31 protein-coding genes are annotated in these 25,533 nt (G+C 62.3%); 11 read left to right on the top strand and 20 right to left on the bottom strand.

The window, feature by feature from the left end:
* Positions 1 to 64 precede the first annotated feature (64 nt).
* From LOY54_RS04975 to LOY54_RS04920, 12 genes are all read right to left on the bottom strand, one after another.
* Positions 65 to 1,348: an MFS transporter gene (locus LOY54_RS04975; protein WP_258609576.1), complete on the bottom strand. Its 1,284-nt coding sequence runs from the start codon at positions 1,346 to 1,348 to the stop codon at positions 65 to 67.
* 15 nt (positions 1,349 to 1,363) lie between these two features.
* Positions 1,364 to 2,014, bottom strand: coding sequence for a FadR/GntR family transcriptional regulator (locus tag LOY54_RS04970; protein WP_093388189.1), 651 nt, complete (start codon positions 2,012 to 2,014; stop codon positions 1,364 to 1,366).
* A 106-nt stretch (positions 2,015 to 2,120) separates the two neighbouring features.
* Positions 2,121 to 3,167, bottom strand: a complete 1,047-nt coding sequence (hisC, locus tag LOY54_RS04965; RefSeq protein ID WP_258609567.1) for a histidinol-phosphate transaminase — start codon at positions 3,165 to 3,167, stop codon at positions 2,121 to 2,123.
* A 2-nt stretch (positions 3,168 to 3,169) separates the two neighbouring features.
* Positions 3,170 to 4,495, bottom strand: coding sequence for a histidinol dehydrogenase (hisD, locus tag LOY54_RS04960; protein ID WP_045196365.1), 1,326 nt, complete (start codon positions 4,493 to 4,495; stop codon positions 3,170 to 3,172).
* 135 nt (positions 4,496 to 4,630) lie between these two features.
* A complete protein-coding gene (gene hisG / locus LOY54_RS04955; RefSeq protein ID WP_038996931.1) occupies positions 4,631 to 5,266 on the bottom strand; it encodes an ATP phosphoribosyltransferase in 636 nt (211 codons plus the stop codon).
* Positions 5,267 to 5,373: 107 nt separating this feature from the next.
* On the bottom strand, positions 5,374 to 6,639 hold the full coding sequence (gene murA, locus LOY54_RS04950; protein ID WP_258609565.1) for a UDP-N-acetylglucosamine 1-carboxyvinyltransferase: 1,266 nt from the start codon (positions 6,637 to 6,639) through the stop codon (positions 5,374 to 5,376).
* Positions 6,640 to 6,662: 23 nt separating this feature from the next.
* On the bottom strand, positions 6,663 to 6,902 hold the full coding sequence (locus tag LOY54_RS04945) for a BolA family protein (RefSeq protein ID WP_010223373.1): 240 nt from the start codon (positions 6,900 to 6,902) through the stop codon (positions 6,663 to 6,665).
* A 115-nt stretch (positions 6,903 to 7,017) separates the two neighbouring features.
* Positions 7,018 to 7,323 (bottom strand): lipid asymmetry maintenance protein MlaB, encoded by a 306-nt coding sequence (locus LOY54_RS04940; RefSeq protein ID WP_045196361.1) that lies wholly within the window; start codon positions 7,321 to 7,323, stop codon positions 7,018 to 7,020.
* Positions 7,320 to 7,970: a phospholipid-binding protein MlaC gene (locus LOY54_RS04935; protein ID WP_045196359.1), complete on the bottom strand. Its 651-nt coding sequence runs from the start codon at positions 7,968 to 7,970 to the stop codon at positions 7,320 to 7,322. The genes LOY54_RS04940 and LOY54_RS04935 overlap by 4 nt, the downstream gene beginning before the upstream one ends.
* 9 nt (positions 7,971 to 7,979) lie before the next feature.
* Positions 7,980 to 8,447 carry an outer membrane lipid asymmetry maintenance protein MlaD gene (gene mlaD, locus LOY54_RS04930; protein WP_010223376.1) on the bottom strand — a complete coding sequence of 156 codons (468 nt, stop codon included), beginning with the start codon at positions 8,445 to 8,447 and terminating at the stop codon, positions 7,980 to 7,982.
* Entirely contained in the window at positions 8,447 to 9,244 is a 798-nt protein-coding gene (gene mlaE / locus LOY54_RS04925) for a lipid asymmetry maintenance ABC transporter permease subunit MlaE (RefSeq protein ID WP_045196357.1), read from the bottom strand. Before mlaE ends, mlaD begins: the two co-directional genes overlap by 1 nt.
* On the bottom strand, positions 9,244 to 10,053 hold the full coding sequence (locus LOY54_RS04920; RefSeq protein ID WP_045196354.1) for an ATP-binding cassette domain-containing protein: 810 nt from the start codon (positions 10,051 to 10,053) through the stop codon (positions 9,244 to 9,246). Before LOY54_RS04920 ends, mlaE begins: the two co-directional genes overlap by 1 nt.
* A 244-nt stretch (positions 10,054 to 10,297) precedes the next feature.
* On the opposite strand from LOY54_RS04920, the gene LOY54_RS04915 reads away from it, so the two are divergent.
* The 10 genes from LOY54_RS04915 (at position 10,298) to LOY54_RS04870 (ending at position 17,308) form a co-directional block, all read left to right on the top strand.
* On the top strand, positions 10,298 to 11,272 hold the full coding sequence (locus LOY54_RS04915) for a KpsF/GutQ family sugar-phosphate isomerase (protein WP_045196353.1): 975 nt from the start codon (positions 10,298 to 10,300) through the stop codon (positions 11,270 to 11,272).
* The gene (locus tag LOY54_RS04910; RefSeq protein WP_045196351.1) at positions 11,273 to 11,797 is read left to right on the top strand and encodes an HAD family hydrolase; all 525 of its coding nucleotides are present in this window, start codon (positions 11,273 to 11,275) and stop codon (positions 11,795 to 11,797) included.
* A gap of 8 nt (positions 11,798 to 11,805) precedes the next feature.
* The gene (lptC, locus tag LOY54_RS04905) at positions 11,806 to 12,381 is read left to right on the top strand and encodes an LPS export ABC transporter periplasmic protein LptC (protein ID WP_045196349.1); all 576 of its coding nucleotides are present in this window, start codon (positions 11,806 to 11,808) and stop codon (positions 12,379 to 12,381) included.
* Complete coding sequence (gene lptA, locus LOY54_RS04900; RefSeq protein ID WP_045196347.1) at positions 12,368 to 12,892, top strand: lipopolysaccharide transport periplasmic protein LptA; 525 nt, start codon at positions 12,368 to 12,370, stop codon at positions 12,890 to 12,892. The genes lptC and lptA overlap by 14 nt, the downstream gene beginning before the upstream one ends.
* Positions 12,893 to 13,618, top strand: a complete 726-nt coding sequence (gene lptB, locus LOY54_RS04895; RefSeq protein WP_038996944.1) for an LPS export ABC transporter ATP-binding protein — start codon at positions 12,893 to 12,895, stop codon at positions 13,616 to 13,618.
* Positions 13,619 to 13,797: 179 nt separating this feature from the next.
* Positions 13,798 to 15,291 carry an RNA polymerase factor sigma-54 gene (locus LOY54_RS04890; RefSeq protein ID WP_045196344.1) on the top strand — a complete coding sequence of 498 codons (1,494 nt, stop codon included), beginning with the start codon at positions 13,798 to 13,800 and terminating at the stop codon, positions 15,289 to 15,291.
* 81 nt (positions 15,292 to 15,372) lie between these two features.
* Positions 15,373 to 15,681, top strand: coding sequence for a ribosome hibernation-promoting factor, HPF/YfiA family (hpf, locus tag LOY54_RS04885; protein ID WP_010223385.1), 309 nt, complete (start codon positions 15,373 to 15,375; stop codon positions 15,679 to 15,681).
* 12 nt (positions 15,682 to 15,693) lie between these two features.
* A complete protein-coding gene (ptsN, locus tag LOY54_RS04880) occupies positions 15,694 to 16,158 on the top strand; it encodes a PTS IIA-like nitrogen regulatory protein PtsN (RefSeq protein ID WP_045196342.1) in 465 nt (154 codons plus the stop codon).
* Between the two features lie 2 nt (positions 16,159 to 16,160).
* Entirely contained in the window at positions 16,161 to 17,015 is an 855-nt protein-coding gene (gene rapZ, locus LOY54_RS04875) for an RNase adapter RapZ (protein ID WP_045196339.1), read from the top strand.
* A 20-nt stretch (positions 17,016 to 17,035) separates the two neighbouring features.
* Positions 17,036 to 17,308 carry an HPr family phosphocarrier protein gene (locus LOY54_RS04870; protein ID WP_045196337.1) on the top strand — a complete coding sequence of 91 codons (273 nt, stop codon included), beginning with the start codon at positions 17,036 to 17,038 and terminating at the stop codon, positions 17,306 to 17,308.
* A gap of 14 nt (positions 17,309 to 17,322) precedes the next feature.
* On the opposite strand, the gene LOY54_RS04865 is transcribed toward LOY54_RS04870, so the two are convergent.
* The 6 genes from LOY54_RS04865 to pmbA all read right to left on the bottom strand — a co-directional run bounded on the left by LOY54_RS04865 (position 17,323) and on the right by pmbA (position 22,565).
* Entirely contained in the window at positions 17,323 to 18,216 is an 894-nt protein-coding gene (locus LOY54_RS04865; protein WP_258609563.1) for a ZIP family metal transporter, read from the bottom strand.
* Positions 18,217 to 18,227: 11 nt separating this feature from the next.
* Positions 18,228 to 18,839, bottom strand: a complete 612-nt coding sequence (locus LOY54_RS04860; RefSeq protein ID WP_045196333.1) for a superoxide dismutase — start codon at positions 18,837 to 18,839, stop codon at positions 18,228 to 18,230.
* 1 nt (position 18,840) lies between these two features.
* Positions 18,841 to 19,302, bottom strand: coding sequence for a DUF2753 domain-containing protein (locus LOY54_RS04855; RefSeq protein ID WP_258609560.1), 462 nt, complete (start codon positions 19,300 to 19,302; stop codon positions 18,841 to 18,843).
* Between the two features lie 27 nt (positions 19,303 to 19,329).
* A complete protein-coding gene (locus LOY54_RS04850; protein ID WP_045196328.1) occupies positions 19,330 to 20,706 on the bottom strand; it encodes a lyase family protein in 1,377 nt (458 codons plus the stop codon).
* Complete coding sequence (locus LOY54_RS04845; protein ID WP_082075425.1) at positions 20,699 to 21,100, bottom strand: FagA protein; 402 nt, start codon at positions 21,098 to 21,100, stop codon at positions 20,699 to 20,701. The genes LOY54_RS04850 and LOY54_RS04845 overlap by 8 nt, the downstream gene beginning before the upstream one ends.
* 118 nt (positions 21,101 to 21,218) lie before the next feature.
* Positions 21,219 to 22,565 carry a metalloprotease PmbA gene (gene pmbA, locus LOY54_RS04840; RefSeq protein WP_045196325.1) on the bottom strand — a complete coding sequence of 449 codons (1,347 nt, stop codon included), beginning with the start codon at positions 22,563 to 22,565 and terminating at the stop codon, positions 21,219 to 21,221.
* 108 nt (positions 22,566 to 22,673) lie between these two features.
* On the opposite strand from pmbA, the gene yjgA reads away from it, so the two are divergent.
* Complete coding sequence (gene yjgA, locus LOY54_RS04835; protein ID WP_045196322.1) at positions 22,674 to 23,195, top strand: ribosome biogenesis factor YjgA; 522 nt, start codon at positions 22,674 to 22,676, stop codon at positions 23,193 to 23,195.
* 42 nt (positions 23,196 to 23,237) lie between these two features.
* Here yjgA and tldD read toward each other — a convergent pair whose 3' ends face one another.
* Together tldD and LOY54_RS04825 are read right to left on the bottom strand one after the other, a co-directional pair.
* On the bottom strand, positions 23,238 to 24,677 hold the full coding sequence (tldD, locus tag LOY54_RS04830) for a metalloprotease TldD (protein ID WP_258609557.1): 1,440 nt from the start codon (positions 24,675 to 24,677) through the stop codon (positions 23,238 to 23,240).
* A 2-nt stretch (positions 24,678 to 24,679) separates the two neighbouring features.
* Positions 24,680 to 25,531: a carbon-nitrogen hydrolase family protein gene (locus LOY54_RS04825; protein WP_045196318.1), complete on the bottom strand. Its 852-nt coding sequence runs from the start codon at positions 25,529 to 25,531 to the stop codon at positions 24,680 to 24,682.
* Positions 25,532 to 25,533: the final 2 nt, after the last annotated feature.

Raw genomic sequence — 25,533 nt, 5'->3', positions numbered from 1 at the left:
AGACCTGCACCATAGTCCGCTGAAGTGGCAAAAAGCTATGGGCATTTGCCTGGCGAATGTCTGCTCAAACCCGCTCGCTGACCACCTGCACATGCAGGTTGCGCCCGGCCTTGAGGCCAAAGCCTATGGCGCCGATGCCCAGCACGGCAAAGATCCAGCCCACCGCGTTCCAGCCGCCGGTCAGGTCATGCACCAGGCCGACCGCGAATGGCCCCATCGATGCCAGGGTGTAACCGATGCCCTGGGCCATGCTCGACAGGTTGGCGGCGACGTGAGCGTCTTTGGAACGCAGCACGATCAGGGTCAATGCCAGGGCGAAGGTACCGCCCTGCCCCAGCCCCAGGACAATGGCCCAGCCCCACAGGCCTTCCAGCGGCGCATACAGGCAGCCGAACAAGCCGGCCAGGGCCATGAGCATGACCACCACAATGGCCAGGCGCTGGTCCTTGCCACGGGTCGCCAGCCACGGCGCGCTGAGCGAACTGAGCAACTGCACGATCACCGAGCCGGACAACACCAGCCCGGCCTGGGTCGGGCTCAGGCCGCGACCGATGAGGATCGACGGCAGCCAGCCGAAAACGATATAGGCCAGCGACGATTGCAGGCCCATGTACAGGGTGACCTGCCAGGCCAGCGGATCGCGCAGCAGGCCGCGTACACGGTAGGCCACATGGTGGGCGCCGTGGCCCTGGCGGGCCTGGGGCAGCCAGATCAGCGCCGCCAGCAAGGCCGGGATCAACCAGAAGCCCAGGCCCAGCGACCAGCTGTCGCCCAGGCGCTCGCTCAGGGGCACGGTGGCGCCCGCAGCCATTGCCGCGCCCAGGCACAAGGCCATGGTGTAGACGCCGGTCAGGGTTCCGGCATGCTTGGGGAAGTCGCGCTTGACGATGCCCGGCAACAGCACGCCGATCACACCGATGCTGGCTCCGGCCATGATACTGCCGACGAATACCCCGGTGCTGCCAAAGGCGCTGCGCACGGCAATCCCCGCAGCCAGTACCAGAAGGATGCCGAGAATGACCCGCTCACTGCCAAAACGTCGCGCCAACACCGGCGCCAGTGGCGCGAACAAGCCCAGGCAAAGCACCGGCAAGGTGGTCAGCAGGCCCGCCTGGGAAGCGCTCAAGCTGAGGTTGTCGCTGACCTGGCCCAGCAGCGGCGCCATGCTCGACAACGCCGGACGCAGGTTCAGCGCCACCAGCACCAGGCCGAGCAGCAACAGCCACGGGCGCTTGAGCAGCACCGGTTGCTGTTGCACTTGTTCGTCGTCGGCTTCGGCGTCGATCAGCAGTTCTTCCAGCTCCGGCCCGTTGGCCGGCGCCGCAGTTCGGGTTGTTTCATCGCCCATGGCAGTCTCGCAAGGTCAGGATTCGTTGATCAGGGTCCGGCTCAGGGCCTTGGCCTTGTCCGGATCGCGTTGTTCGATGGCATCGAGAATCTGCCCGTGCAGGTCGAACACAAGCTGGCAGCGGGGAGCGTGGCTCAGGTTGTGATGCAAGGTGGCCGCCACCACCCCGGAAAAGTAGCGATACAACTCGCTCAGCGCCGGGTTATGCGCGGCATCCACCAGGCGCTGGTGGAACACCAGGTCGCAACCGATGTATTGCTCCAGGTCGTCGTGAAAATGCGCACTGCTGTGCTTGAGGGCCTCTCGTAGCCCTTGCAGGTCTTCTTCGCTGCGGCGCAGCGCGGCCAGGCCAATGGCCTCGGCTTCAAGGATATGGCGGGTTTCCCGCGCCTGCTCCAGGTCGCAGCGTGACAGCGCCTGAAGGGCCTGCAACGGGTCGACGGCGGTACGCAGGTAACTGCCATCGCCCTGGCGAACTTCGACCAGGCCACTGAAAGCCAGCACACGCATGGCTTCGCGCACCGTGTTGCGGCTGATGCCGAGCTCAGCAGCCAGTTCCGGCTCGGTGGGCAGGCGCTGGCCCACCGTCCAGGCGCCGCTGGCAACCCGTTGTCGCAGTTGCTCGACCGCTTGTTCGACCAGGGAGCGTTTGATCAGTAAGGTCATGACATCCAATCATCGGATGAATTTGAGAGAGGGAGGTTACCGGTAAAATCCATCGCGGGGCAAGTCGCGACGCCTCGACTTGCCCCGCGACAAGGACTGTGCTCTATCAGTTCAACGCATCGAGCAACGCCTGATTCTGCTCCGGGGTACCAATGGTGATGCGCAGGAACTGGGCGATCCGCGCCTGCTTGAAGTGACGCACGATCACCCCCTGCTCGCGCAGGCGCGCTGCCAGTTCGGCGGCATCCTGCTGCGGGTGCCGGGCAAAGATGAAGTTGGCTGCCGAGGGCAGTACTTCAAAGCCACGGGCAGTGAGTTCAGCGACCACCTTCTCGCGACTGTCGATCACCTTGCGGCAGGTTTCTTCAAAGTAGGCACGGTCCTCGAACGCCGCCGCCGCACCCACAATCGCCATACGGTCCAGTGGATAGGAGTTGAAGCTATTCTTGATCCGCTCCAGCGCCTCGATCAGGTCCGGATGGCCGACCGCCAGGCCTACCCGCAGGCCGGCCAGCGAACGCGACTTGGACAGGGTCTGGGTGACCAGCAGGTTGTCGTAGCGATCCACCAGGCTGATGGCGGTCTGGCCGCCAAAGTCGATGTAGGCTTCATCGACCACCACCACCGAGTCCGGGTTGGCCTCGAGCAGTTGCTCGATGGCCTCCAGGGCCAGCAGGCAACCGGTCGGCGCGTTGGGGTTGGGGAAGATGATCCCGCCGTTGGCCTTGCGGTAGTCAGCGACCCGGATCTGGAACTGCTCGTCCAGCGTCACTGCTTCAAACGGGATGCCGTACAGGCCGCAGTAGACCGGGTAGAAGCTGTAGCTGATGTCCGGGAACAGCAACGGCGCATCGTGCTGGAACAGGCCATGGAAGATGTGCGCCAGCACTTCATCCGAACCGTTGCCGAGGAACACCTGGTTGCCCTGCACACCGTAGTAGTCCGCTACCGCCTGCTTTAGCAGGTCGCTGTTGGGGTCCGGGTACAGGCGCAGGTTGTCGTTGAGTTCGCCGCGCATGGCTTCCAGCGCCTTGGGCGACGGCCCGTAGGGGTTCTCGTTGGTGTTGAGCTTGACCAGCCTGGCCAGCTTTGGCTGCTCGCCCGGCACGTAAGGCACCAGGTCCTTGACGAAGGGGCTCCAGAATTTACTCATGTTCAGTTCCCCTTCTTGTCGGCAAGGATGCGGTATTCGGCGCTGCGGGCGTGGGCGGTCAGCGACTCGCCACGGGCCAGTACCGAGGCAGTGTGGCCGAGCTCGGAAGCGCCCTGCTCGGAGCAGAAGATGATCGACGAACGCTTCTGGAAGTCATACACCCCCAGCGGCGACGAGAAGCGCGCGGTGCCGGAAGTCGGCAGTACGTGGTTGGGGCCTGCGCAGTAATCGCCCAGGGCTTCGCTGGTGTGGCGGCCCATGAAGATCGCGCCGGCGTGGCGAATCTGCGGCAGCCAGGCCTGCGGGTCGGCGACCGACAGCTCCAGGTGCTCAGGGGCAATGCGGTTGGCAACGTCCATGGCCTGCTGCATGTCGCGCACCTGGATCAGCGCACCACGGCCGTTGATCGAGGTCTTGATGATCTCGGCGCGCTCCATGGTCGGCAGCAACTTGTCGATGCTGGCTGCGACCTTGTCGAGGAATTCGGCGTCGGGGCTGACCAGAATCGCCTGGGCGTCTTCGTCGTGCTCGGCCTGGGAGAACAGGTCCATGGCGATCCAGTCCGGATCGGTTTGGCCGTCACAGACCACGAGAATCTCCGACGGGCCGGCAATCATGTCGATACCGACCTGACCGAACACATGGCGCTTGGCGGTGGCGACATAAATGTTGCCCGGGCCGACCACCTTGTCGACCTGCGGCACGCTTTCGGTGCCATAGGCCAGCGCGGCAACCGCCTGGGCACCACCGATGGTGAAAACCCGGTCGACACCGGCGATGCAAGCGGCGGCCAGCACCAGCTCATTGACCTCGCCACGCGGGGTCGGCACCACCATGACCACTTCACCAACGCCGGCGACCTTGGCCGGAATCGCGTTCATCAGTACCGATGACGGGTACGACGCCTTGCCGCCCGGCACATACAGGCCGGCACGATCCAGCGGCGTGACCTTCTGGCCAAGCACAGTGCCGTCGGCTTCGGTGTAGCTCCAGGAGTCTTGCTTCTGTCGCTCGTGGTAGCTGCGCACGCGCTCGGCGGCTTTTTCCAGGGCTTCGCGCTGGGCCGGGGTGATGCGGGTCAGGGCCAGTTCCAGGCGCTCGCGACCGAGGATCAGGTCGTTGATCGAAGTCGCCTGCACGCCATCAAAGCGCTGGGTGAACTCCACCAGCGCCGCATCGCCACGCTCGCGCACGGCCTTGATGATGTCGAGTACGCGCTGGTTGACCGCGTCGTCAGAGACACTTTCCCAGCTCAGCAGATGATCCAGATGTCGGGCGAAATCCGGGTCAGCGGCATTGAGTCGGGCGATTGCAGTGGACGTGGTCATAGCGAGGGCCTCATAAATGGCGAATGCTCAGGCGCCCTAAGCTACCAGTCCATCCGCGCGGGCACCCGAGAAAATTGGCTATGACGCGGATAGACGGGCGCGACAGCGAAGGTCGCGCGCAGGAGGTAGAAAGTCTTAGCCGCGGTGTCGCGATTCGACAGCCTGGCGCAGGGTGTCGATCAGGCTCTGGATGCGGGCGTGCTGCATCTTCATCGAAGCCTTGTTGACCACCAGCCGGGAGCTGATGGTGGCAATCAGTTCCTGGGGTTCCAGGCCATTGGCACGCAGGGTGTTACCGGTGTCGACAACGTCGATGATCTTGTCGGCCAGGCCAATCAGCGGCGCCAGCTCCATCGAACCATACAGCTTGATGATATCGACCTGACGGCCTTGTTCGGCATAGTAGCGCTTGGCGACGTTGACGAACTTGGTGGCGATGCGCAGACGGCCCTTGGGCTCGGCAGCGCCGACTTTGCCGGCGGTCATCAGCTTGCACTGGGCAATCTGCAGGTCCAGCGGCTCGTACAAGCCCTGGCCACCGTACTCCATCAGCACGTCCTTGCCGGCCACGCCCAGGTCGGCGGCACCATGCTCGACGTAGGTCGGCACGTCGGTGGCGCGCACGATCAGCAGACGCACGTCTTCCTGAGTCGTCGGGATGATCAGCTTGCGGCTCTTGTCCGGGTTTTCGGTCGGCACAATACCGGCTTCCGCCAGCAGCGGCAGGGTATCGTCGAGAATCCGACCTTTGGATAGCGCGATGGTCAACATGGGAAACGTCGGTCCTTATGCGGCTACAGCCGGCCGGGCGCTAACAGGCCCGACCGCATTCAATTCGGTGCAGCAATTGGCTGGCGCGTCCCTGCGCCACTCACAGACTAGCCCGGCACGCGGCGGATCTTGGCGCCGAGCATCTGCAGTTTCTCTTCGATGCACTCATAACCACGGTCGATGTGGTAGATGCGATCGATCAGGGTATCGCCTTCGGCAACCAGCGCCGACAGCACCAGGCTGGCCGAGGCCCTCAGGTCGGTGGCCATCACTGGAGCGCCTTTGAGGGTCTTGGTCCCGGTAACGATGGCAGTGTTGCCTTCGACCTGGATCAGGGCACCCATGCGGTGCATCTCGTAGACGTGCATGAAGCGGTTTTCGAAGATCGTCTCGATTACCGCGCCAGTGCCTTCGGCAATGGCGTTGAGCGAGATGAACTGCGCCTGCATGTCGGTCGGGAACGCCGGGTACGGAGCGGTACGCAGGTTGACCGCTTTCGGCCGCTTGCCATGCATGTCCAGCTCGATCCAGTCTTCACCGGTGGTAACTTCGGCGCCGGCTTCCTTGAGCTTCTCAAGGACGGCTTCGAGGATGGTCGGATCGGTGTCCTTGACCTTGACGCGACCGCCAGTCACGGCAGCGGCAACCAGGTAGGTACCGGTCTCGATACGGTCAGGCATGACCCGGTAGGTCGCCGAACCCAGGCGCTCGATGCCATCGATGGTGATGGTGTCGGTACCAGCGCCCTGGACTTTCGCGCCCATGGCGTTGAGGAAGTTGGCAAGATCGACCACTTCCGGTTCGCGCGCGGCGTTTTGCAGCACGCTGCGGCCTTTGGCCAGGGCTGCAGCCATCATGATGTTCTCGGTACCGGTGACACTGACGGTATCGAAGAAGAAGTGCGCGCCACGCAGGCCACCTTCTGGGGCCTTGGCCTTGATGTAGCCGCCTTCAACTTCGATCTTCGCGCCCATGGCCTCAAGGCCGCGGATGTGCAGGTCGACCGGACGCGAACCAATGGCGCAACCGCCAGGCAGGGCCACTTCGGCTTCGCCAAAACGGGCGACCATCGGGCCCAGTACCAGGATCGAGGCACGCATGGTTTTCACCAGCTCGTACGGCGCGACCAGGGTCTTGATGGTGCGCGGGTCGATTTCGACCGAGAGCTTCTCGTCGATCACCGGCTCAATGCCCATGCGGCCGAACAGCTCGATCATCGTGGTGATGTCGTGCAGGTGCGGCAGGTTGCCAACGGTGACCGGGCCATCGCAGAGCAAGGTGGCCGCCAGGATCGGCAGGGCAGCGTTCTTTGCCCCGGAAATGCGGATTTCGCCATCGAGGCGAACGCCGCCAGTAATAATCAGTTTGTCCATTAGAGTCTCGCCGCCAAGTTGGCTCAGGTGCGCTCAGCCCAGGCTGCGCTGCTGAAAAATTTCATGGTTACCGCATGGATGCTGCCATCGGTGATCCACGGGTTAAGGTGAGCATAGATCTGCTGCTGACGCTTGACCGGGCTCAGGGCCGCCAATTCGTCGCTGATCACGTTCAACTGGAAGTTGCAGCCTTCGCCTTCAACTTCGACCCGGGTTCCCGGCAACTTTTCTTCAAGGAAGTTCTTAACTTCTACGGCCTGCATGCTCAACCTCAATCGGCGCCCTTTGCGCGCGGGTCGGCCATCATACAAAAAAGCCCCTCGCCTGCGAACCCCGTAATCGGAGACTCTGACAGAGGGGCCAGTCACTGGCTGGCGGTCATTGACCGGCCAGCACCTCGTCAAGGTCATAAACCTCGGCAATTTCCCGCATGTCCTGGGGCATGGCGCGAACCTCGACGGCCTTGCCGGCCGCCTTGCCGTCGCGCATGAAGGCCAGCAGCAGGGACAGGCCGACGCTGCTGGACTTCTCCACCTGCGCGCAATCGAGCACCAGCCCGGGGGCCTTGCACGCCGCAATCAGGGCCTTGCCCTGCTTGCGCAAGGCCGGCCCGCTGCGGTAGTCGAGCACCCCGGCCAGGCTCAATACGCCTGGCTCGCTCATGGTCACGACACTGTCGCTCATTGCCCTTGCTTCTCGGCCGCTTGCTCGGTGCTTTCCTTGGCCTTGGCCACTTCGCCCGCCCAGCCGTCGATGGTCTTGTCCAGGTCGTTGCCGTTGCGGTTCATGGCGTCGGCGAACTGGTCACGGAACAGCTTGCCGATGTTGATGCCGTTGACGATGACGTTACGCACCTTCCACTCGCCGTCGAGTCTGGTTAGGGTGTAGGACACCGGATAGACAGCACCGTTGTTGCCCTTGACGCTCATGTCGACGCTGGCACGGTCGTCGCCATCCTTCTTCTCGTTGCCGACGGTAATGCCCTGGTTGTTGTACTCGAGCAGGGCGTTGCCGTAGAACTGCATCAGGCTGCGCTTGAAGTTTTCCTGGAAGCGCTGCATCTGCGCCGGGGTAGCCTTGCGCGAATACTTGACGGTCATGATGCTTTTCGAGATGCCATCGGCATCGACGACCGGCCCCAGGTTGGCATTGAGCGCATCGTAGAAGGCGCTCGGGTTGGCCTTGTATTGCTCCTTATTGGCTTTCAGGTCAGCCAGCAACTGGGTGGTGGTCTTCTCGATCACCTGCTTGGGTGACAGAGCAGCTGCACTGGCCATCAGCGGCAGTGCTGCCAGCAACACCAGCAAGCCGCGTCGCAGGATAGAAATCATGGAAACTCCTTATTTAGCTTCTTTGCCAACGGTATTGAGCAGGAACTTGCCAATCAGGTCTTCCAGTACCAGCGCCGACTGGGTGTCGTGGATGGTTGCACCATCCTTGAGCACCGCATCTTCTCCGCCCACGCTGATACCAATGTATTTCTCGCCGAGCAGCCCTGCGGTGAGGATAGATGCAGTGGAATCGACAGGCAGGTTATCGACCCGTTTTTCCAGCTGCAGCGTCACCCGACCGGTGAAGGTGTCACGATCCAGATCGATGGCAGTGACCTTGCCGATGGTCACACCGGCCATGGTCACTTTAGCTCTGACCGTCAAACCGGCGATATTGTCGAAGTTGGCATAAAGTTTATACGTGTCGCTGCTCGGGCTCGCCGACAGGCCGCTGACGCGCAGGGCCAGCAGGATCAGCGCCAGGATCCCGGCCAGGAGGAACAGGCCGACACCGATTTCCAGGGTGCGGTTTTGCATCAGAAATCTCCAAACATCAAGGCGGTCAGAATAAAGTCCAGACCCAGGACTGCCAATGAGGCATAGACCACGGTCTTGGTGGTGGCACGACTGATCCCTTCTGAAGTGGGCTCGCAGTCATAACCCTGGAATACGGCAATCCAGGTCACGACGAAGGCAAACACCAGGCTTTTGATCACCCCGTTGAGCACATCGTCGGTAAAGGAAACACTGTTCTGCATGTTGGCCCAGAACGAGCCCTCGTAAACGCCCAGCCAGTCGACGGCCACCCACGAACCACCCCAGATACCGACCACGCTGAAGATCAAAGCCAGCAACGGCAGCGAGATGAAACCGGCCCACAGCCGCGGCGCGACGATGTACTTGAGCGGATCGACACCGATCATTTCCAGGCTGGACAGCTGCTCGGTGGACTTCATGTTGCCGATTTCGGCGGTCAGCGCCGAGCCTGCACGGCCGGCGAACAGCAGCGCAGTAACCACCGGGCCCAGTTCACGCAGCAGGGTCAGGGCGACCATCTGCCCCACCGCCTGCTCCGAACCGTACTTGGTGAGGATGCTGAAGCCCTGCAGGGCCAGGACCATGCCGATGAACACACCGGACACGACGATGATCGCCAGCGACAGCACGCCAACCGAATAGAGCTGGCGAACCAGCAACTGAAAGCCGCCGCCGGTGCCGCTGCGCCCGACCAGCGAATGCAGCAGGAACAGGAAGGAGCGGCCGAGAATGGCCAGCACGTCGATGGCCGATCGGCCAAAGCGACGAATACGTTCGAGTAAGGATTTTCTGCGCATCAACGCTTCCCCAGAAGATCGGCGCGGTAATCCGGCGCAGGAAAGTGAAAGGGCACCGGGCCATCCGGATCGCCTTTCATGAATTGACGAATGCGCGGGTTGTCGGAGCCCATCAGCTCTTGCGGCGTGCCCTGCCCCAATACCTGGCCGTCACCGACCACGTAGATGTAGTCGGCGATGCTGGCGGTTTCGGCCAGGTCGTGGGAAACCACGATGCTGGTAATGCCCAGGGCATCGTTGAGCAGGCGGATCAGCCGCACCAGCACGCCCATGGCAATCGGGTCCTGGCCGACGAACGGTTCATCGTACATGAGGATTTGCGGATCCAGAGCAATCGCCCGGGCCAGCGCCACACGACGTTTCATGCCACCGGATAGCTCGTCGGGCATCAGCTCGATGGCGCCACGCAGGCCAACAGCCTGGAGTTTCATCAGGACTATGTCGCGAATCATCTCGTCAGACAGCTGGGTATGCACGCGCAACGGGAAGGCGACGTTCTCGAACACATCGAGATCGGTGAACAGCGCGCCACTTTGGAACAGCACGCCCATCTGCTTGCGGGCATCGAACAGGTCACTGCGCGACAGGGTCGGCAGGTTCTGCCCGGCCACCCAGACCTCGCCACTGGCCGGGCGCAGTTGTGCACCCATCAGCCGCAGCAGCGTGGTTTTGCCGCACCCGGAAGGCCCCATGATGCCGGTAACCTTGCCACGGGGAATGCGTATGTCGACATTATTGAAGATGCTGCGCGAACCGCGCTTGAAGGAAACGCCCTTCAATTCGACCGCGTAGGCGTTATCAACGCTCATCTAGACTCCTTGCGATGCAGCCTTCTCACTCAGACGCGCGCCCCCTTCGTGGAGGCACGCACGCACCAAGCGGGCCGAACAGCGGCGAACTATAGCACCGCTGATAGGGCCGCCCCAAGGCCGCCGAAGTGCTTGTTCAGCTATGGTTAAGCCAACCGGGCGAATGTATGACAATCACAAGGTGAGGCTTTCGCCCATTACCGCTATAATCGCCGCCTTTTCATCAGGCAATCCGATTTTCGACATGAGCCAATCCAGCGACCTGATCCAATCCGCGCAGCGCACCATCCGTTTCGAACTCGAGGCGGTTGAGGGCCTGCTGGCCCACATCGACGCCGATTTCGTCAAGGCATGCGAGCTGATCCTGGCCAGCAAGGGCCGGGTGGTGGTGGTCGGCATGGGCAAGTCGGGGCACATCGGCAACAAGATCGCCGCGACCCTGGCCAGCACCGGTACGCCGGCGTTTTTCGTTCACCCGGCCGAAGCCAGCCATGGCGACATGGGCATGATCACCCGCGACGACGTGATCCTGGCCCTGTCCAACTCGGGCTCCACCGCCGAGATCGTCACCCTGCTGCCGCTGATCAAGCGACTGGGTATCCAGCTGATCAGCCTCACCGGCAACCCCGATTCGCCCCTGGCCAAGGCCGCCGAGGTCAACCTCGACGCCCGCGTTGCCCAGGAGGCCTGCCCGCTGAACCTGGCACCGACCTCCTCGACTACCGCCGCGCTGGTGCTGGGCGACGCCCTGTCCATCGCCCTGCTCGAGGCCCGCGGCTTTACCGCTGAAGATTTCGCCTTCTCGCACCCCGGCGGCGCCCTCGGCCGACGCCTGCTGCTGAAAGTCGAGAACGTCATGCACGCCGGCGACGAGCTGCCGCAGGTGCAACGTGGCACCCTGCTCAAGGACGCGCTGCTTGAAATGTCTCGCAAGGGCCTGGGCATGACCGTGGTGCTCGAAGCCGACGGACGGTTGGCCGGGATCTTCACCGACGGCGACCTGCGCCGCAGCCTCGATCGCAATATCGACGTGCACAAGACCCTCATCGAAGAAGTCATGACCGCCCACGGCAAGACCGCCCGCGCCGAGATGCTCGCCGCCGAAGCCCTGAAGATCATGGAAGACCACAAGATCAGCGCCCTGGTGGTGATCGACAAGGACGAGCGCCCGGTCGGCGCCCTGAACATGCACGACCTGTTGCGTGCGGGAGTGATGTAAATGACCCAGGACCTGCTCCAGCGCGGCAAGGCCATCAAACTGGCGGTTTTTGACGTAGACGGCGTGCTCACCGACGGTCGCCTGTACTTCCTCGAAGATGGCAGCGAATTCAAGACCTTCAACACCCTCGACGGCCAGGGCATCAAGATGCTCATGAACTCGGGCGTGACCACGGCGATCATCAGCGGTCGCAAGACCCCGGTGGTCGAGCGCCGGGCAAAGAACCTCGGCATTCCTCACCTGTACCAGGGCCGGGAAGATAAACTGGTGGTATTGGACGAGCTTCTTGGCCAGCTCAACCTAAGCTATGAACAGGTCGCCTATCTGGGCGACGACCTGCCTGACCTGCCGGTGATTCGCCGGGTCGGCCTGGGCATGGCGGTGGCCAATGCTGCCGCGTTCGTCCGCGAGCACGCCCACGGGGTAACCCTGGCACGTGGCGGCGAAGGTGCAGCCCGCGAATTCTGCGAACTGATCCTGCAAGCCCAGGGCAACCTTGACGCGGCCAACGCCCATTACCTGTAGAGCGACACATGTTCAGTAAGAAAATCCGCAACATTGCGCTGTTCAGTGTGATCGCCGCCCTGCTGGTGGCGGTCGGCTACTGGAACATCAGCCCCGAGAGCTTCCTCGACAACAAGCCGGTTGCCGGGCCGGACCAGAGCGCCATCGACTATTACGCGGTGAACGCCCACAGCGTGCAGTTTTTGCCTGATGGCAAGATGCAGTACGAGATGACCGCCGACAAGGTCGAGCACCTCAAGGCCAGCGAAGTCACCCTGCTGACCAAGCCCGACCTGCAGATGTACCGCGGCACCACTTATCCGTGGCACGTGCAGAGCGAGCGCGGCGAGGTCAACCCCGACGGCAGCGAAGTCGAACTGATCGATTCGGTAAGGGTCGCCCGCACCGACGAAAAGAACCGCACCATGATCATTACCAGCAGCCGCATGACGGTATTCCCGCAGAAGCAATATGCGCAAACCGAGCAAGCCGTTAGAATCGACGGCGCCGGTGGCGTCACTACGGGCAATGGAATGAAAGCGTATTTGAAAGACGGCAGGATGGACCTGCTGTCCAACGTAAGAGGACAGTATGAGGCTCGTTAAAACCCTCCCCTTTTTGCTCAGCCTGAGCGCAGCACTGGGAAGCGCGAGCGCCTGGGCCCTGCCGAACGACCGTGACCAGCCAATCCGCATCCAGGCCGACCACGCTCAACTGGACGACAAAAAAGGCATCGCCACCTACACCGGTGACGTGATCATCACCCAGGGTTCGATGATGATCAAAGGCAACACCGTGACCATCACCCGTACCGCCGGTGGCGACATCGACGTGGTGACCTCGGTGGGCAACCTGGCCTACTTCGAGCAGCAGCAGAGCGCCGCCAAGCCAGACAAGATGCAGGGCTACGGCAAGACCATCCAGTACAATGCGCCGCAAAACCGCATCGTCCTGATCGACCGCGCCAAGGTCATCAACGAAGGCAACACCACCGAGGGCGAGAAAATCGTCTACGACACGGTGAAACAGATCGCTACCGCCGGTCGCGGTGGCAAAGTCACCGAGTCGCGTCCGCGTATCGACATGGTGATCCAGCCGAAGAAGAAGGCCGAGTAAATGGCAACCCTCAAAGCCCAGCACCTGGCCAAGAGCTACAAGAGCCGGCAAGTGGTCCGCGACGTCAGCCTGTCGATCGACAGTGGCCAGATCGTCGGCCTGCTCGGCCCTAACGGCGCCGGCAAGACCACCTGCTTCTACATGATCGTCGGCCTGGTCCAGGCCGACCAGGGCCGCGTCCTGATCGACGACCTCGATGTCAGCCACCAGCCCATGCACGGCCGCGCCCGCGCCGGTATCGGCTACCTGCCGCAGGAAGCCTCGATCTTCCGCAAGCTGTCGGTGGCCGACAACATCATGGCGATCCTCGAAACCCGCAAGGACCTGGACCGCGATGGCCGGCGCAAAGAGCTGGAAAGCCTGCTGCAGGAGTTCCACATCAGCCACATCCGCGACAACCTCGGCATGAGCCTCTCCGGTGGTGAACGCCGCCGCGTCGAGATTGCCCGCGCCCTGGCCACCGCGCCCAAGTTCATCCTGCTCGACGAACCCTTTGCCGGTGTCGACCCGATTTCGGTCGGCGACATCAAGCAGATCATCCACCACCTGAAGGCCAAGGGTATTGGCGTTCTGATCACCGACCACAACGTCCGTGAAACCCTGGATATCTGCGAAACCGCTTACATCGTCAACGATGGCCAACTGATCGCCGAAGGCGATGCAGAGACCATCCTGGCCAACGACCTGGTCAAAGAGGTTTACCTCGGCCATGAGTTCCGCCTGTAGGCTCAAGGTGTAAGGCGCTGCCGGAGCGCTCGTAAACAAGCCAGATAATGGCTTAATTGTTACGGCGCTCTAGGCAAACGCTGCAATTTCAGGCATATAATTTGCTTAAAGTTGGCGCTTCGGTGCCCTTGTAGTGGATGGCGCATGTGCGCCGGCAAATAAGGTGTTAAGCCCCTGCCATGAAACCATCGCTCGTCCTAAGAATGGGCCAGCAACTGACGATGACCCCGCAGTTGCAACAGGCCATACGTCTGCTCCAGCTTTCTACCCTGGACCTCCAGCAGGAAATCCAGGAAGCGCTGGAATCAAACCCGATGCTCGAGCGCCAGGAAGAAGGCGACGACTTCGACAACAGCGACCCGATGGCCGACAACGCCGAGAGCAAACCCGTCGCCGACGTTCAGGAAACCAGCTTCCAGGAGACCGCCCCAACGGTGGACAACCTCGAAGAGGGCGAGTGGAACGAGCGCATCCCCAACGAGTTGCCGGTCGACACCGCCTGGGAAGACATCTACCAGACCAGCGCCAGCAGCCTGCCCAGCAACGACGATGACGAGTGGGACTTCACCACCCGCACTTCGGCTGGCGAAAGCTTGCAGAGCCACCTGCTCTGGCAGCTCAACCTGGCACCGATGTCCGACACCGACCGGCTGATCGCCGTGACCCTGATCGACTGCATCAACAACCAGGGTTATCTCGACGAAACCCTGGAAGAAGTCTGCGAATCCTTCGACCCCGAGCTCGACATCGAGCTGGATGAAGTCGAAGCCGTGCTGCACCGTATCCAGCAATTCGAACCCGCCGGCATCGGCGCGCGCAACCTCAGCGAGTGCCTGTTGCTGCAACTGCGCCAGCTGCCGCCGCGTACCCCGTGGATGGCCGAAGCCCAGCGCCTGGTCAGCGACTACATCGACCTGCTCGGCGGCCGCGACTACAGCCAGCTGATGCGCCGCATGAAGCTCAAGGAAGACGAGCTGCGCCAGGTCATCGAACTGGTACAGAGCCTCAACCCGCGCCCGGGCTCGCAAATCGAGTCCAGCGAAGCCGAATACGTGGTGCCCGACGTGATCGTGCGCAAGGACAACGAGCGCTGGCTGGTCGAACTCAACCAGGAAGCGGTCCCGCGCCTGCGGGTCAACCCGCAGTACGCCGGTTTCGTCCGTCGCGCCGACACTAGCGCCGACAACACCTTCATGCGCAACCAGTTGCAGGAGGCGCGCTGGTTCATCAAGAGCCTGCAAAGCCGCAACGAAACCCTGATGAAGGTCGCCACCCAGATCGTCGAGCACCAGCGCGGCTTCCTCGATCACGGTGACGAGGCGATGAAGCCGCTGGTGCTGCACGACATCGCCGAAGCGGTGGGCATGCACGAGTCGACCATTTCCCGGGTAACCACGCAGAAATACATGCACACGCCGCGCGGAATTTACGAGCTGAAGTACTTTTTCTCCAGCCACGTCAGCACCTCCGAAGGCGGCGAATGCTCGTCCACGGCGATCCGCGCAATCATCAAGAAACTGGTTGCAGCGGAAAATCAGAAAAAGCCATTGAGTGACAGCAAGATCGCTGGTTTACTGGAGGCACAAGGCATCCAGGTAGCACGTCGCACCGTCGCCAAGTACCGCGAGTCCCTCGGCATCGCACCGTCGAGCGAGCGCAAGCGATTGATGTAACGGCTCCTGAGGTGTGCCACCGCAGTTCAGTGGCAGGCGCAATACCTGCCTCTTATGCACCGGCAACAAAGGAGAAGCTGTATGCAAGTCAATATCAGTGGACAGCATGTAGAAGTTACTCAGCCCCTGCGTGAGTACGTCGAGCAGAAATTGAAACGACTGGAGGGGCATTTCGACAAGATTACCAATGTGACGGTAATCATGAAGGTCGAGAAGCTGCAGCAGAAGATTGAAGCGACGCTGTTCATTCCCGGCGGCGAAGTGGTTGCAAATGCCGAACACCAAGACATGTATGCAGCGATCGACGCCTTGACCGACAAGCTCGACCGCCAACTGAAAAAACACAAGGAAAAACAGCAAAGCCTGCTGCAAGGTGCAGCGGCCCGCTGATCCCCCTCATCCATGATCCGACTTGAAACCATCCTGACCCCCGGCCGTTCCCTTGTGAACGTGCCGGGCGGCAGTAAAAAGCGTGCGCTCGAACAGATCGCCAATCTGATCGGCAGAGAAGTGCCCGAGCTGGACACCCAGATCGTGTACGAAGCCTTGATCGCCCGGGAGAAACTGGGCTCCACCGGCTTCGGCAACGGCATTGCCATTCCCCACTGCCGCCTCAAGGGCTGTGAGTCACCGGTCAGCGCGCTGCTGCACCTTGACGCCCCTATCGATTTCGACGCCATCGATGGCGCCCCGGTCGACCTGCTGTTCGTACTGCTGGTCCCGGAAGCGGCTACCGATGCGCACCTGGAGCTGCTGCGCCAGATCGCCAGCATGCTCGATAGCAAGGACGTACGCGAAAAACTGCGTGCGGCCACCAGTAACGAAGCCTTGTACCAGGTCGTACTGGACGTACAGAACGGGCATTGAACATGCGCTTGATCATCGTTAGCGGCCGGTCTGGCTCCGGCAAGAGTACCGCCCTCGATGTACTTGAGGACAACGGCTACTACTGCATCGACAACCTGCCTGCTGGCTTGCTGCCGCAACTGGCCGAAAGCGCCCTGATCAACACGGAATTGATGCAGCCCAAGGTGGCCGTTTCGATTGACGCGCGCAACTTGCCCAGCCACTTGTCGCGCTTTCCCGAGCTGCTTGAGGACGCCCGTAGCCGGCACATCCAGTGTGATGTGCTGTACCTGGATGCCGATGAAGAAACATTGCTCAAGCGCTTCTCGGAAACCCGCCGCCGCCACCCGCTGACCAACAACGAACGCTCGCTGGCCGAAGCGATCGAAGTCGAAAGCGAGCTGCTCGGGCCGATTGCCGACCTCGCCGACCTGAAGATCGATACCACCAACCTGAACCTGTATCAGTTGCGTGACTCGATCAAATTGCGCCTGCTCAACCAGCCGGAGCCCGGTACGGCCTTCCTGGTCGAATCCTTCGGTTTCAAACGCGGCATGCCGGTCGATGCCGACCTGGTGTTCGATGTGCGCTGCCTGCCCAACCCTTACTGGAAGCCGGAACTGCGCGACCATTCGGGCCTGGAGCAACCAGTGATCGATTACCTGGCTGCGCAGCCGGATGTCGAGGACATGTTCCAGGACATCTCCAGCTACCTGCTCAAGTGGTTGCCGCGCTTTGCCGCCAGCAACCGTGCCTATGTCACCATTGCCATTGGCTGCACGGGTGGCCACCACCGTTCGGTGTACCTGACCGAGCGTCTGGGCCAGTTACTGCAACAATCGTTAAAGAATGTCCAGGTTCGCCACCGCGACCTCTAGCCCACAGGACCAGCGCCTCGATGCCCGCAAAAGAAATCACCATCATCAACAAGCTGGGGCTGCACGCCCGGGCAGCGGCAAAGTTCGTTGGCGTTGCGGGCAAGTTTCCCTGCCAGGTTCGCGTTGGGCGTAATCCGCAATCCCTGGTTGATGGCAAGAGCATCATGGCGGTCATGATGCTGGCGGCCGGCAAGGGCACCGCCATTCATCTGCACACCGAGGGCGAGCAGGACGATGATGCACTCAACGCCCTGATCGAACTGATCAACAATTACTTCGACGAGGGCGAATAACCGCCCCCGTTTTCTCACGAAAGCGCCGTATCCATCACCATCATCAGGCAGAAGCCGATGCACAGGCCCAGGCTGGCTAGCCGGTGATGGCCATTGCTGCGCGACTCGGGAATGATTTCCTGGGTCACGACCAGCAACATCGCCCCGGCAGCACACGCCAAGCCCAGTGGCAGCAACAACTCTGCCACGGTCACCAGCCAGGCACACACCACCGCTGCCAGCGGCTCGACCAGACCAGAAGCCGCACCAATCAGAAACGCCTTGAAGCGGGCCATCCCCACCCCTGCCAACACCAGGGCGATCACCAGGCCTTCCGGCACATCCTGCAGGGCAATGCCCATGGCAAGGCTGTCGGCATCGGGCATGCCACCACCGGCAGACACGCCAATGGCCATGCCTTCGGGGATGTTATGGGCAATGATGGCAATGACGAACACCCAGATCCGCGCGGCGATTACCGGTTGCTGAGGCGTGCCGACCAGAGCCTCGGGCGATGCACCGGACACCTTGAGGTCGACCAGGTACAGGCAGAAGGCCCCGAACAGCAAGCCGAAGCTGACCAAACCACCGGCGCCCCATTTACCCAGGCCAATGGCCTGGGCGGCATCCAGCCCGGGAATGATCAGCGAAAAGGCCGTGGCCGCCAGCATCACCCCGGCACCAAAGCCCAGCAAGGTATCGGCCAACGCCACTGGCATGTTGCGGATCACCAGCACCGGCACCGCGCCCAAGGCCGTACCCAGGGCGCACAGCGCACCGCCTTCGAGCGCCCGTAACATGCGCGGTTCCAGGTCCAGCCAGGCGATACCCTGGGCCACCAGCAGGGCGAAGCCGACCAGCAGCAACAGGGTACCGAGCGCCAGGCGAAACAGCCGCACACCGGCAATGGACATCACATCCGAACGCATTGCGCTGCGACTCACACAAGCGCAGCTGCGTAACGACGCTCTACCTCGGACCAGTCGATCACGTTGTAGAAGGCGTTGATGTATTCCGGACGACGGTTCTGGTACAGCAGGTAGTAAGCATGCTCCCAGACGTCCAGGCCGAGGATTGGCGTATTGCCGTTCATCAGCGGGCTGTCCTGATTACCACTGCTTTCAACCACCAGGGTCTTGGCCGGGGTCACGCTCAGCCAGGCCCAGCCGCTGCCAAAGCGAGTCAGCGCAGCCTTGGTGAAGGCGTCCTTGAACGCCTCGAAGCCACCCAATTGCTCATCAATGGCCTTGGCCACAGCGCCTTGTGGCAGGCCGCCGCCCTGGGGCGACATCACGGTCCAGAACAGCGAATGGTTGGCGTGACCGCCGCCCTGGTTGATTACCGCGTTGTGCAATTTTTCCGGCAGTTGCTTGACGCTGGCCACCAGTTTTTCCACCGGCCACTCGGCATACTCGCTGCCTTCGACCGCCGCGTTGAGGTTGTTGATGTAAGTCTGGTGGTGCTTGCTGTGGTGAATCTGCATGGTCTGGGTATCGATGTGCGGTTCCAGCGCATCGTAGGCGTAAGGCAATGCAGGCAAGGTATAAGGCATATCACTGGATTCCATATTGTAGGACTGAAGGCGCGGCGCTTTCCTGGCCGGCATGCAGGGCCGGCTGCGGCTCGTGCCGGTAGAGCAGACGTTCGGTACGGGGGTACTGGCCGTACTCGCTGATGAAGCTCAGCAACTCGGTGTAGGTCTTGCTGCTGTGGCGCAACGCCGCTTCGCGCAGCATTGGCGCCATGCGCAGGTCCTGGGCGGTCTGCAACAACCGCTGGTGAATGGCGCACAGGTACTCGGCGCTTTCCTGCGGCTGATTCAGCCGCAGGTGCAGGTCAGCCAGGTTGTGGTGGGCGATGACGCACACGGCCACCGCTTCGTCGGCGTCATGCCAGCGTTCGAACAACACCTGGGCAAGCGCCAGGGCTTGCAGATACAACTCGCGGGCATCGACCAACTCGCCCTGTTCGAACAGGCGGTTGGCAATTTCGGTGGTGCGTTTCCAGTGCTGCATGACAAACCTCCAGAGCGGTGGGCCGGCTCAGATCCCGCCGGCGGTGAGCTTTTCCGGATCGAGCAGCGCTTCAAGCTGGCTGCGCGGCAGGTCGGTGTTTTCGAGGGCTACGTCGATAATCGGGCGGCCTTGCTTGTAAGCGGTCTTGGCGATTTCGGCAGCCTTCTGGTAGCCGATGATCGGGTTCAGGGCGGTGACCAGAATCGGGTTGCGCGCCAGGGCTTCCTTGAGCTTGGGTTCATTGACCGTGAAGCTGGCAATCGCCTTGTCGGCCAGCAAGCGGCTGGCATTGGCCATCAGCTCGATGCTGCTGAGCAGGTTCTGGGCAATAATCGGCAGCATCACGTTGAGTTCGAAGTTGCCCGACTGCCCGGCCACGGCGATGGTCGCGTCGTTGCCGATCACCTGCGCGGCGACCATGGCAGTCGCTTCCGGGATTACCGGGTTGACCTTGCCTGGCATGATTGAAGAGCCCGGCTGCAAGCCTTCGAGCTCGATTTCGCCCAGGCCGGCCAGCGGCCCGGAGTTCATCCAGCGCAGGTCGTTGGCGATTTTCATCAGTGCCACAGCGGTGGTCTTGAGCTGGCCGGATACCGCCACAGCGGTGTCTTGCGAACCAATCAAGGCGAACAGGTTGTGCCCCGGAACAAATTCGACGCCGGTAAGCGCTGTCAGTTGCTGGCTGAAGCGCGCAGCGAACTCAGGATGGGCATTGATGCCAGTGCCCACGGCGGTGCCGCCCTGGGCCAGGGCTTGCAGGCTTGGCAAGGTGGCTTGCAGATGAGCAATGGCCGCCTTGACTTGCGCCGACCATCCACCCAGCACCTGGCTCATGCGCACCGGCATGGCATCCATCAGGTGGGTGCGGCCGGTCTTGATGAACGGATGCACCTGCTCGGCCTTGGCGTCGATCACCTTGACCAGATGCTGCAGCGCCGGCAGCAACTGCTCGTGCAGGGCCAGCGCGGCACTGACATGAATGGTGGTGGGGATGATGTCGTTGCTGCTTTGCCCGCAGTTGACGTGATCGTTGGGGTTGACCGTATCGCCCAGCACGCGGCTGGCCAGGGTCGCGATCACCTCGTTGGCGTTCATGTTCGAACTGGTACCGGAGCCGGTCTGGAAGATATCCACCGGGAAATGCTGCATGAAGTCAGCGGCCAGCAACTGCTCCACGGCTTTGACGATCGCCTCGCCGCGGGCCTGCTCCAGTTGCTTGAGCTCGATATTGGCCTTGGCCGCAGCAGCCTTGGCCAGCAGCAGTGCGCGAATGAACTGGGTCGGCATGCGTTGCTGGCTGATCGGGAAGTTGTTTACCGCGCGCTGGGTCTGGGCGCCATACAGGGCCTCGGCTGGCACCAGCAGTTCACCCATGCTGTCGCGCTCGATACGGGTATTACTCATCATCAAGTCCTTGCATCAGTTCATCGTAGGAAATCGAAGGCAGCAGCACGCAGTTCGCCAGTTGCAGGGCGAAGGGCTGCCAGCGCTGGTTGTTTTCGCGCCGATCGAGGTTGCGCAGCTCCAGCAGCGGCCGCCAGGCCTGGTCCAGGCACAGGCAGCGCCAATGCCAGGGCAGCGCGCGATCGCAGGCGGTGTCCAGCAGCAGGCGGAATGAAGTCAAGGCGATGGTCCAGGCGCTGGTATCGGTGCAACACACCAGGTAACGGCCTTCGGTGAGGTAGTGCTCGATCAGGCGCGGCTCGTCCGGATCGAGTGCACAGCGAATGCGCCGGCTCAGCCAGCGCCAGTTTTCCAGGTAGGGCAATTCGTGGAGGACTGGTTTCATGAACATCATCGCCTAGATAATGATATTCATTATTAAGTGATAATCAGAATCAGTTCAACAAAATGAAAAAAGAAAAACAAAAAGCCCGACACATGGCCGGGCTTCGAAGGGGGAGCAACACCGGGCGTTAACTGCCCGCGACGGTCATCCGCTCGATCAGCACCGAGCCTGTGTGAATATTGCTGCGGGTTTCCAGATCATTACCAATCGCGACAATTTGCTGGAACATATCCTTCATATTACCGGCGATCGTCACTTCCTGAACGGCGAACTGAATCTCGCCGTTTTCTACCCAGTAGCCTGCAGCACCGCGCGAGTAGTCGCCGGTGACCATGTTCAGACCATGGCCCATCAGCTCGGTAACCAGCAGCCCACGACCCATGCGCCGCAGCAGGGCAGCCTGGTCTTCGACCCCATGGGTGACGAACAGGTTGTGCACGCCGCCGGCGTTGGCGGTGCTCGGCAAGCCCAGCTTGCGCCCGGAATAGGTACCCAGCACGTAGGACACCAGTTGGCCGTTTTCAACGAATGGCTTGGCATAGGTGGCCAGGCCGTCACCATCGAACGCGGCGCTGCCCAGGGCACGCTGCAGGTGCGGGCGCTCGTCCAGGGTCAGCCAGGTCGGGAACAGCCGTTGGCCCATGGCACCATCGAGGAACGAAGACTTGCGGTACAGGTTGCCGCCGGAAATCGCCGAAAGGAAGCTGCCGAACAGCCCCCCTGCCAGCTCGGCCGAGAACAGTACCGGCACTTCACAGGTGGGTACCGGACGCGCGCCCAGGCGGCTGGCTGCCCGTTGCGCAGCGCGGATACCGATGCTGCGCGGGTCGGCGAGCAATTCGCCCTGGCGATTGACGTCATACCAGTAGTCGCGCTGCATCTGCCCGTCGGCTTCGGCAATCATCACGCAGCTCAGGCTGTGCCGGGTCGAAGCGTAGCCGCCGATAAAGCCATGGCTGTTGCCATACACGCGACAGCCCTGGTGGGTGTTGAGGGTGGTGCCGTCGGCGTTCTTGATCCGCGCATCGGCATCGAAAGCTGCGGCTTCGCACTCCAGGGCCTTTTCGATGGCCTGCTCAGGGGTGATGTCCCAGGCATGATAGAGGTCGAAATCCGCCTGCTCGCGGGCCATCAGCGCCGGATCGGCAAGCCCGGCGCACTCGTCTTCGGAAGTGTGCTTGGCAATCGCCAGGGCGGCGGCGACGGTTTCCCGGATCGCCTCGCTGCCGCTGGCCGAGGTGCTCGCCGAGCCTTTGCGCTGGCCCACGTACAAGGTGATGCCAAAACCCTGGTCACGGTTGAATTCGACGGTCTCGACTTCACGCTGGCGCACCGAAGTCGACAACCCCTGCTCCAGCGATACCGCCACTTCGCAGGCGCTGGCACCCTGGCGCCGGGCTTCGGCAATGATCTGTTCGACCTGTTCCTGCAACGCCGGCAGGGCCTGCGGACCTACGCTCTGGACTGCACTCATGGTTTTCTCCACTCAAATTCTGCGTTCGGCGCGGGTCAATCTACGACCGGACCGGACAAGCGGCCCCCGACTGGTTATCATGGCGGCGATTCTCAGCGGACTGCCCCCATGGTTGATTCTTACGACACCGCCTTTGACGGCGAAAAAAGCAAAACCCAGGTCAAGCGCGAAATGCAGGCGCTGGTCGAGATGGGCGAGCGCCTTACCTTGCTCAAGCCCGATACCCTGGCCAAACTGCCGTTGACCGACGAGTTGCGCGCGGCCCTGGAAGAGCACAAGCGGCACACCGCGAACGAGGCCAAACGGCGTCACAAGTCGTTCATCGGCAAGCTGATGCGCGACCAGGACATCGACGCGATCAATGCCCTGCTTGACCAGCTCGACGCCTCCTCGCGCCAATACAACGAGCGCTTCCACAACCTTGAACGCTGGCGTGACCGGCTGATCGATGGTACCGACGAGGTCCTAGAGAAGTTCGTCCAGGAATACCCCGATGCCGATCGCCAGCAACTGCGCTCGCTGATCCGCCAGGCCCAGCACGAGCTGGCGCGCAACAAGCCGCCAAGCGCGAGCCGCAAGATCTTCAAGTACATCCGCGAACTCGACGAGGTCCAACGCGGCCTGCGTTGAACCCCGCACACGGGCAGGCGCCCTGCCTGCCCGGTTTCATCTTCATGCGCCGGTGCCACCGACGGTGATCGCATCGATCTTCAGGGTCGGCTGGCCAACGCCCACCGGCACCGACTGACCATCCTTGCCGCATGTACCGACACCGCTGTCCAGCGACAGGTCGTTGCCGACCATCGATACCCGGCTCATGGCTTCCGGCCCGTTGCCGATCAGGGTTGCGCCTTTGACCGGCGCGGTAATCTTGCCGTCTTCGATCAGGTACGCCTCACTGGTGGAGAACACGAACTTGCCGCTGGTGATGTCCACCTGGCCACCGCCGAGGTTGGCGCAATAAATACCCCTTTTCACCGAGGCAATGATTTCAGCCGGGTCGCTTTCGCCGGCACGCATGTAGGTGTTGGTCATGCGCGGCATCGGCAGGTGCGCGTAGGATTCGCGACGGCCGTTGCCGGTGCGGGCCATGCCCATCAGGCGGGCGTTGAGCTTGTCCTGCATGTAGCCCTTGAGGATGCCGTTCTCGATCAGCGTGGTGCACTCGGTCGGGGTACCTTCGTCATCGACGCTCAGTGATCCGCGACGACCTTCCAGGGTGCCGTCATCGACAATGGTGCACAGGCTCGAAGCCACCTTCTCGCCCATTTGGCCGCTGTAGGCCGAACTGCCCTTGCGGTTGAAATCACCCTCAAGGCCATGACCGACCGCTTCGTGCAGCAATACGCCCGACCAGCCGGAGCCGAGCACCACCGGCAGGGTACCGGCCGGCGCCGGGATGGCTTCGAGGTTGACCAGCGCCTGGCGCAGGGCCTCACGGGCATAGCCCATGACCCGTTCGTCGGTGAAATAGCGGTAGTCGGTACGCCCGCCGCCACCGTGACCGCCGCGCTCGCGACGGCCGTTCTGCTCGACGATGACACTGACGTTGAAACGCACCAGCGGGCGAATGTCGGCGGCCAGGCTGCCATCGGCGGCGGCGACCAGGATGCGCTCCCAGACCCCGGCCATGCTCACGGTGACTTGCTGGATACGCGGATCGAGCTTGCGCGTGGCGGCGTCGACACGCTTGAGCAGCTCGACCTTGTCGGCGCGGTTGATGACCTCAAGCGGATTGTCGGTGCCATACAGCTGGGTAACGTCCTGGCTGTTGAACGCCTGCACGCTGCCGTTCTGCCCGGCACGGGAAATCGAGCGCGCGGCGCGGGCCGCCGAGGTCAGGGCTTCGAGGTTGATGGCGTTGCTGTAGGCAAAACCGGTCTTCTCGCCGGACTGGGCACGTACGCCCACGCCCTGGTCGAGGTTGAAACTGCCTTCTTTGACGATGCCGTCTTCCAGCGCCCAGGATTCGGAAATCTGCCCCTGGAAGTACAGGTCGGCGGCATCGATGCCTGGCCCGGCCAGCTCGCCCAGCACTGACTGCAGGCTGTCGAGGGTCAGGCCGCCCGGCGCCAGCAGGTGTTCGCTGACAGTGGATAACATCTCGCTCATAGTCACTCCGAGGTGTGCGCAGGCCGCAAGGCGTCCTGCGAGAAAAAGCGCCGGTGCAAGGTCACCGGCATCCGCGCCCGGATGGACGCCTGTTCGCTGCTGTCACGTTCGCCCAGCAGCACGGCTTCGCCGCTGGCCTGTTCGGCGACGATGCGCCCCCAGGGGTCGACGATCGCCGCATGGCCATAGGTTTCCCGGGGCCCCGGGTGAGTTCCGCCCTGGGCCGCGGCCAGGACATAACACTGGGTTTCAATCGCCCGCGCGCGAATCAACACTTCCCAGTGCGCGGCACCGGTCACGGCGGTGAAGGCCGACGGCGCACTGATCAGCTCAGCCCCGGCCTCGCGCAGCGCGCTGTACAGCTCGGGGAAGCGCAGGTCATAGCAGACGCTCAGGCCCAGGCGCCCGACCGGGGTATCGGCGACCACTACCTGGCCGCCATGGGCGTAGTCATCGGATTCGCGATAGCGGCCACGGTTATCGGCGACATCGACATCGAACAGGTGCAGCTTGTCGTAGCGCGCCACCTGCTCACCGTGCTCATCGATCAGCAACGAGCAGGCATGGGCCTTGGCTTCGGCCTGGCCGACCGGCGGCAGCGGCAAGGTCCCGGCCACTATCCATAACTTGAGGTCACGGGCGGTCTGTTTCAACCAGGGCAGGATCGGGCCTTCGCCCAGCGCTTCGGCGCGGCCGATTGCGGCGCTGTCGCGCCGGCCCATGGCAGCGAAGTTCTCCGGCAGCACGGCAAGCCGTGCACCGCCTGCGGCTGCCTGCTCAAGCAGTTGCCGGGCGCGCACCAGGTTGGCCAGAACGTCGCTCTGGCTGACCATCTGGATAACCGCTGACTTCATCC

Source organism: Pseudomonas sp. B21-032, assembly GCF_024748965.1.
Taxonomy (GTDB): domain Bacteria; phylum Pseudomonadota; class Gammaproteobacteria; order Pseudomonadales; family Pseudomonadaceae; genus Aquipseudomonas.
Note: the sequence above shows the minus strand (reverse complement) of the source record. Positions and strands in the feature narration are given on the sequence as shown.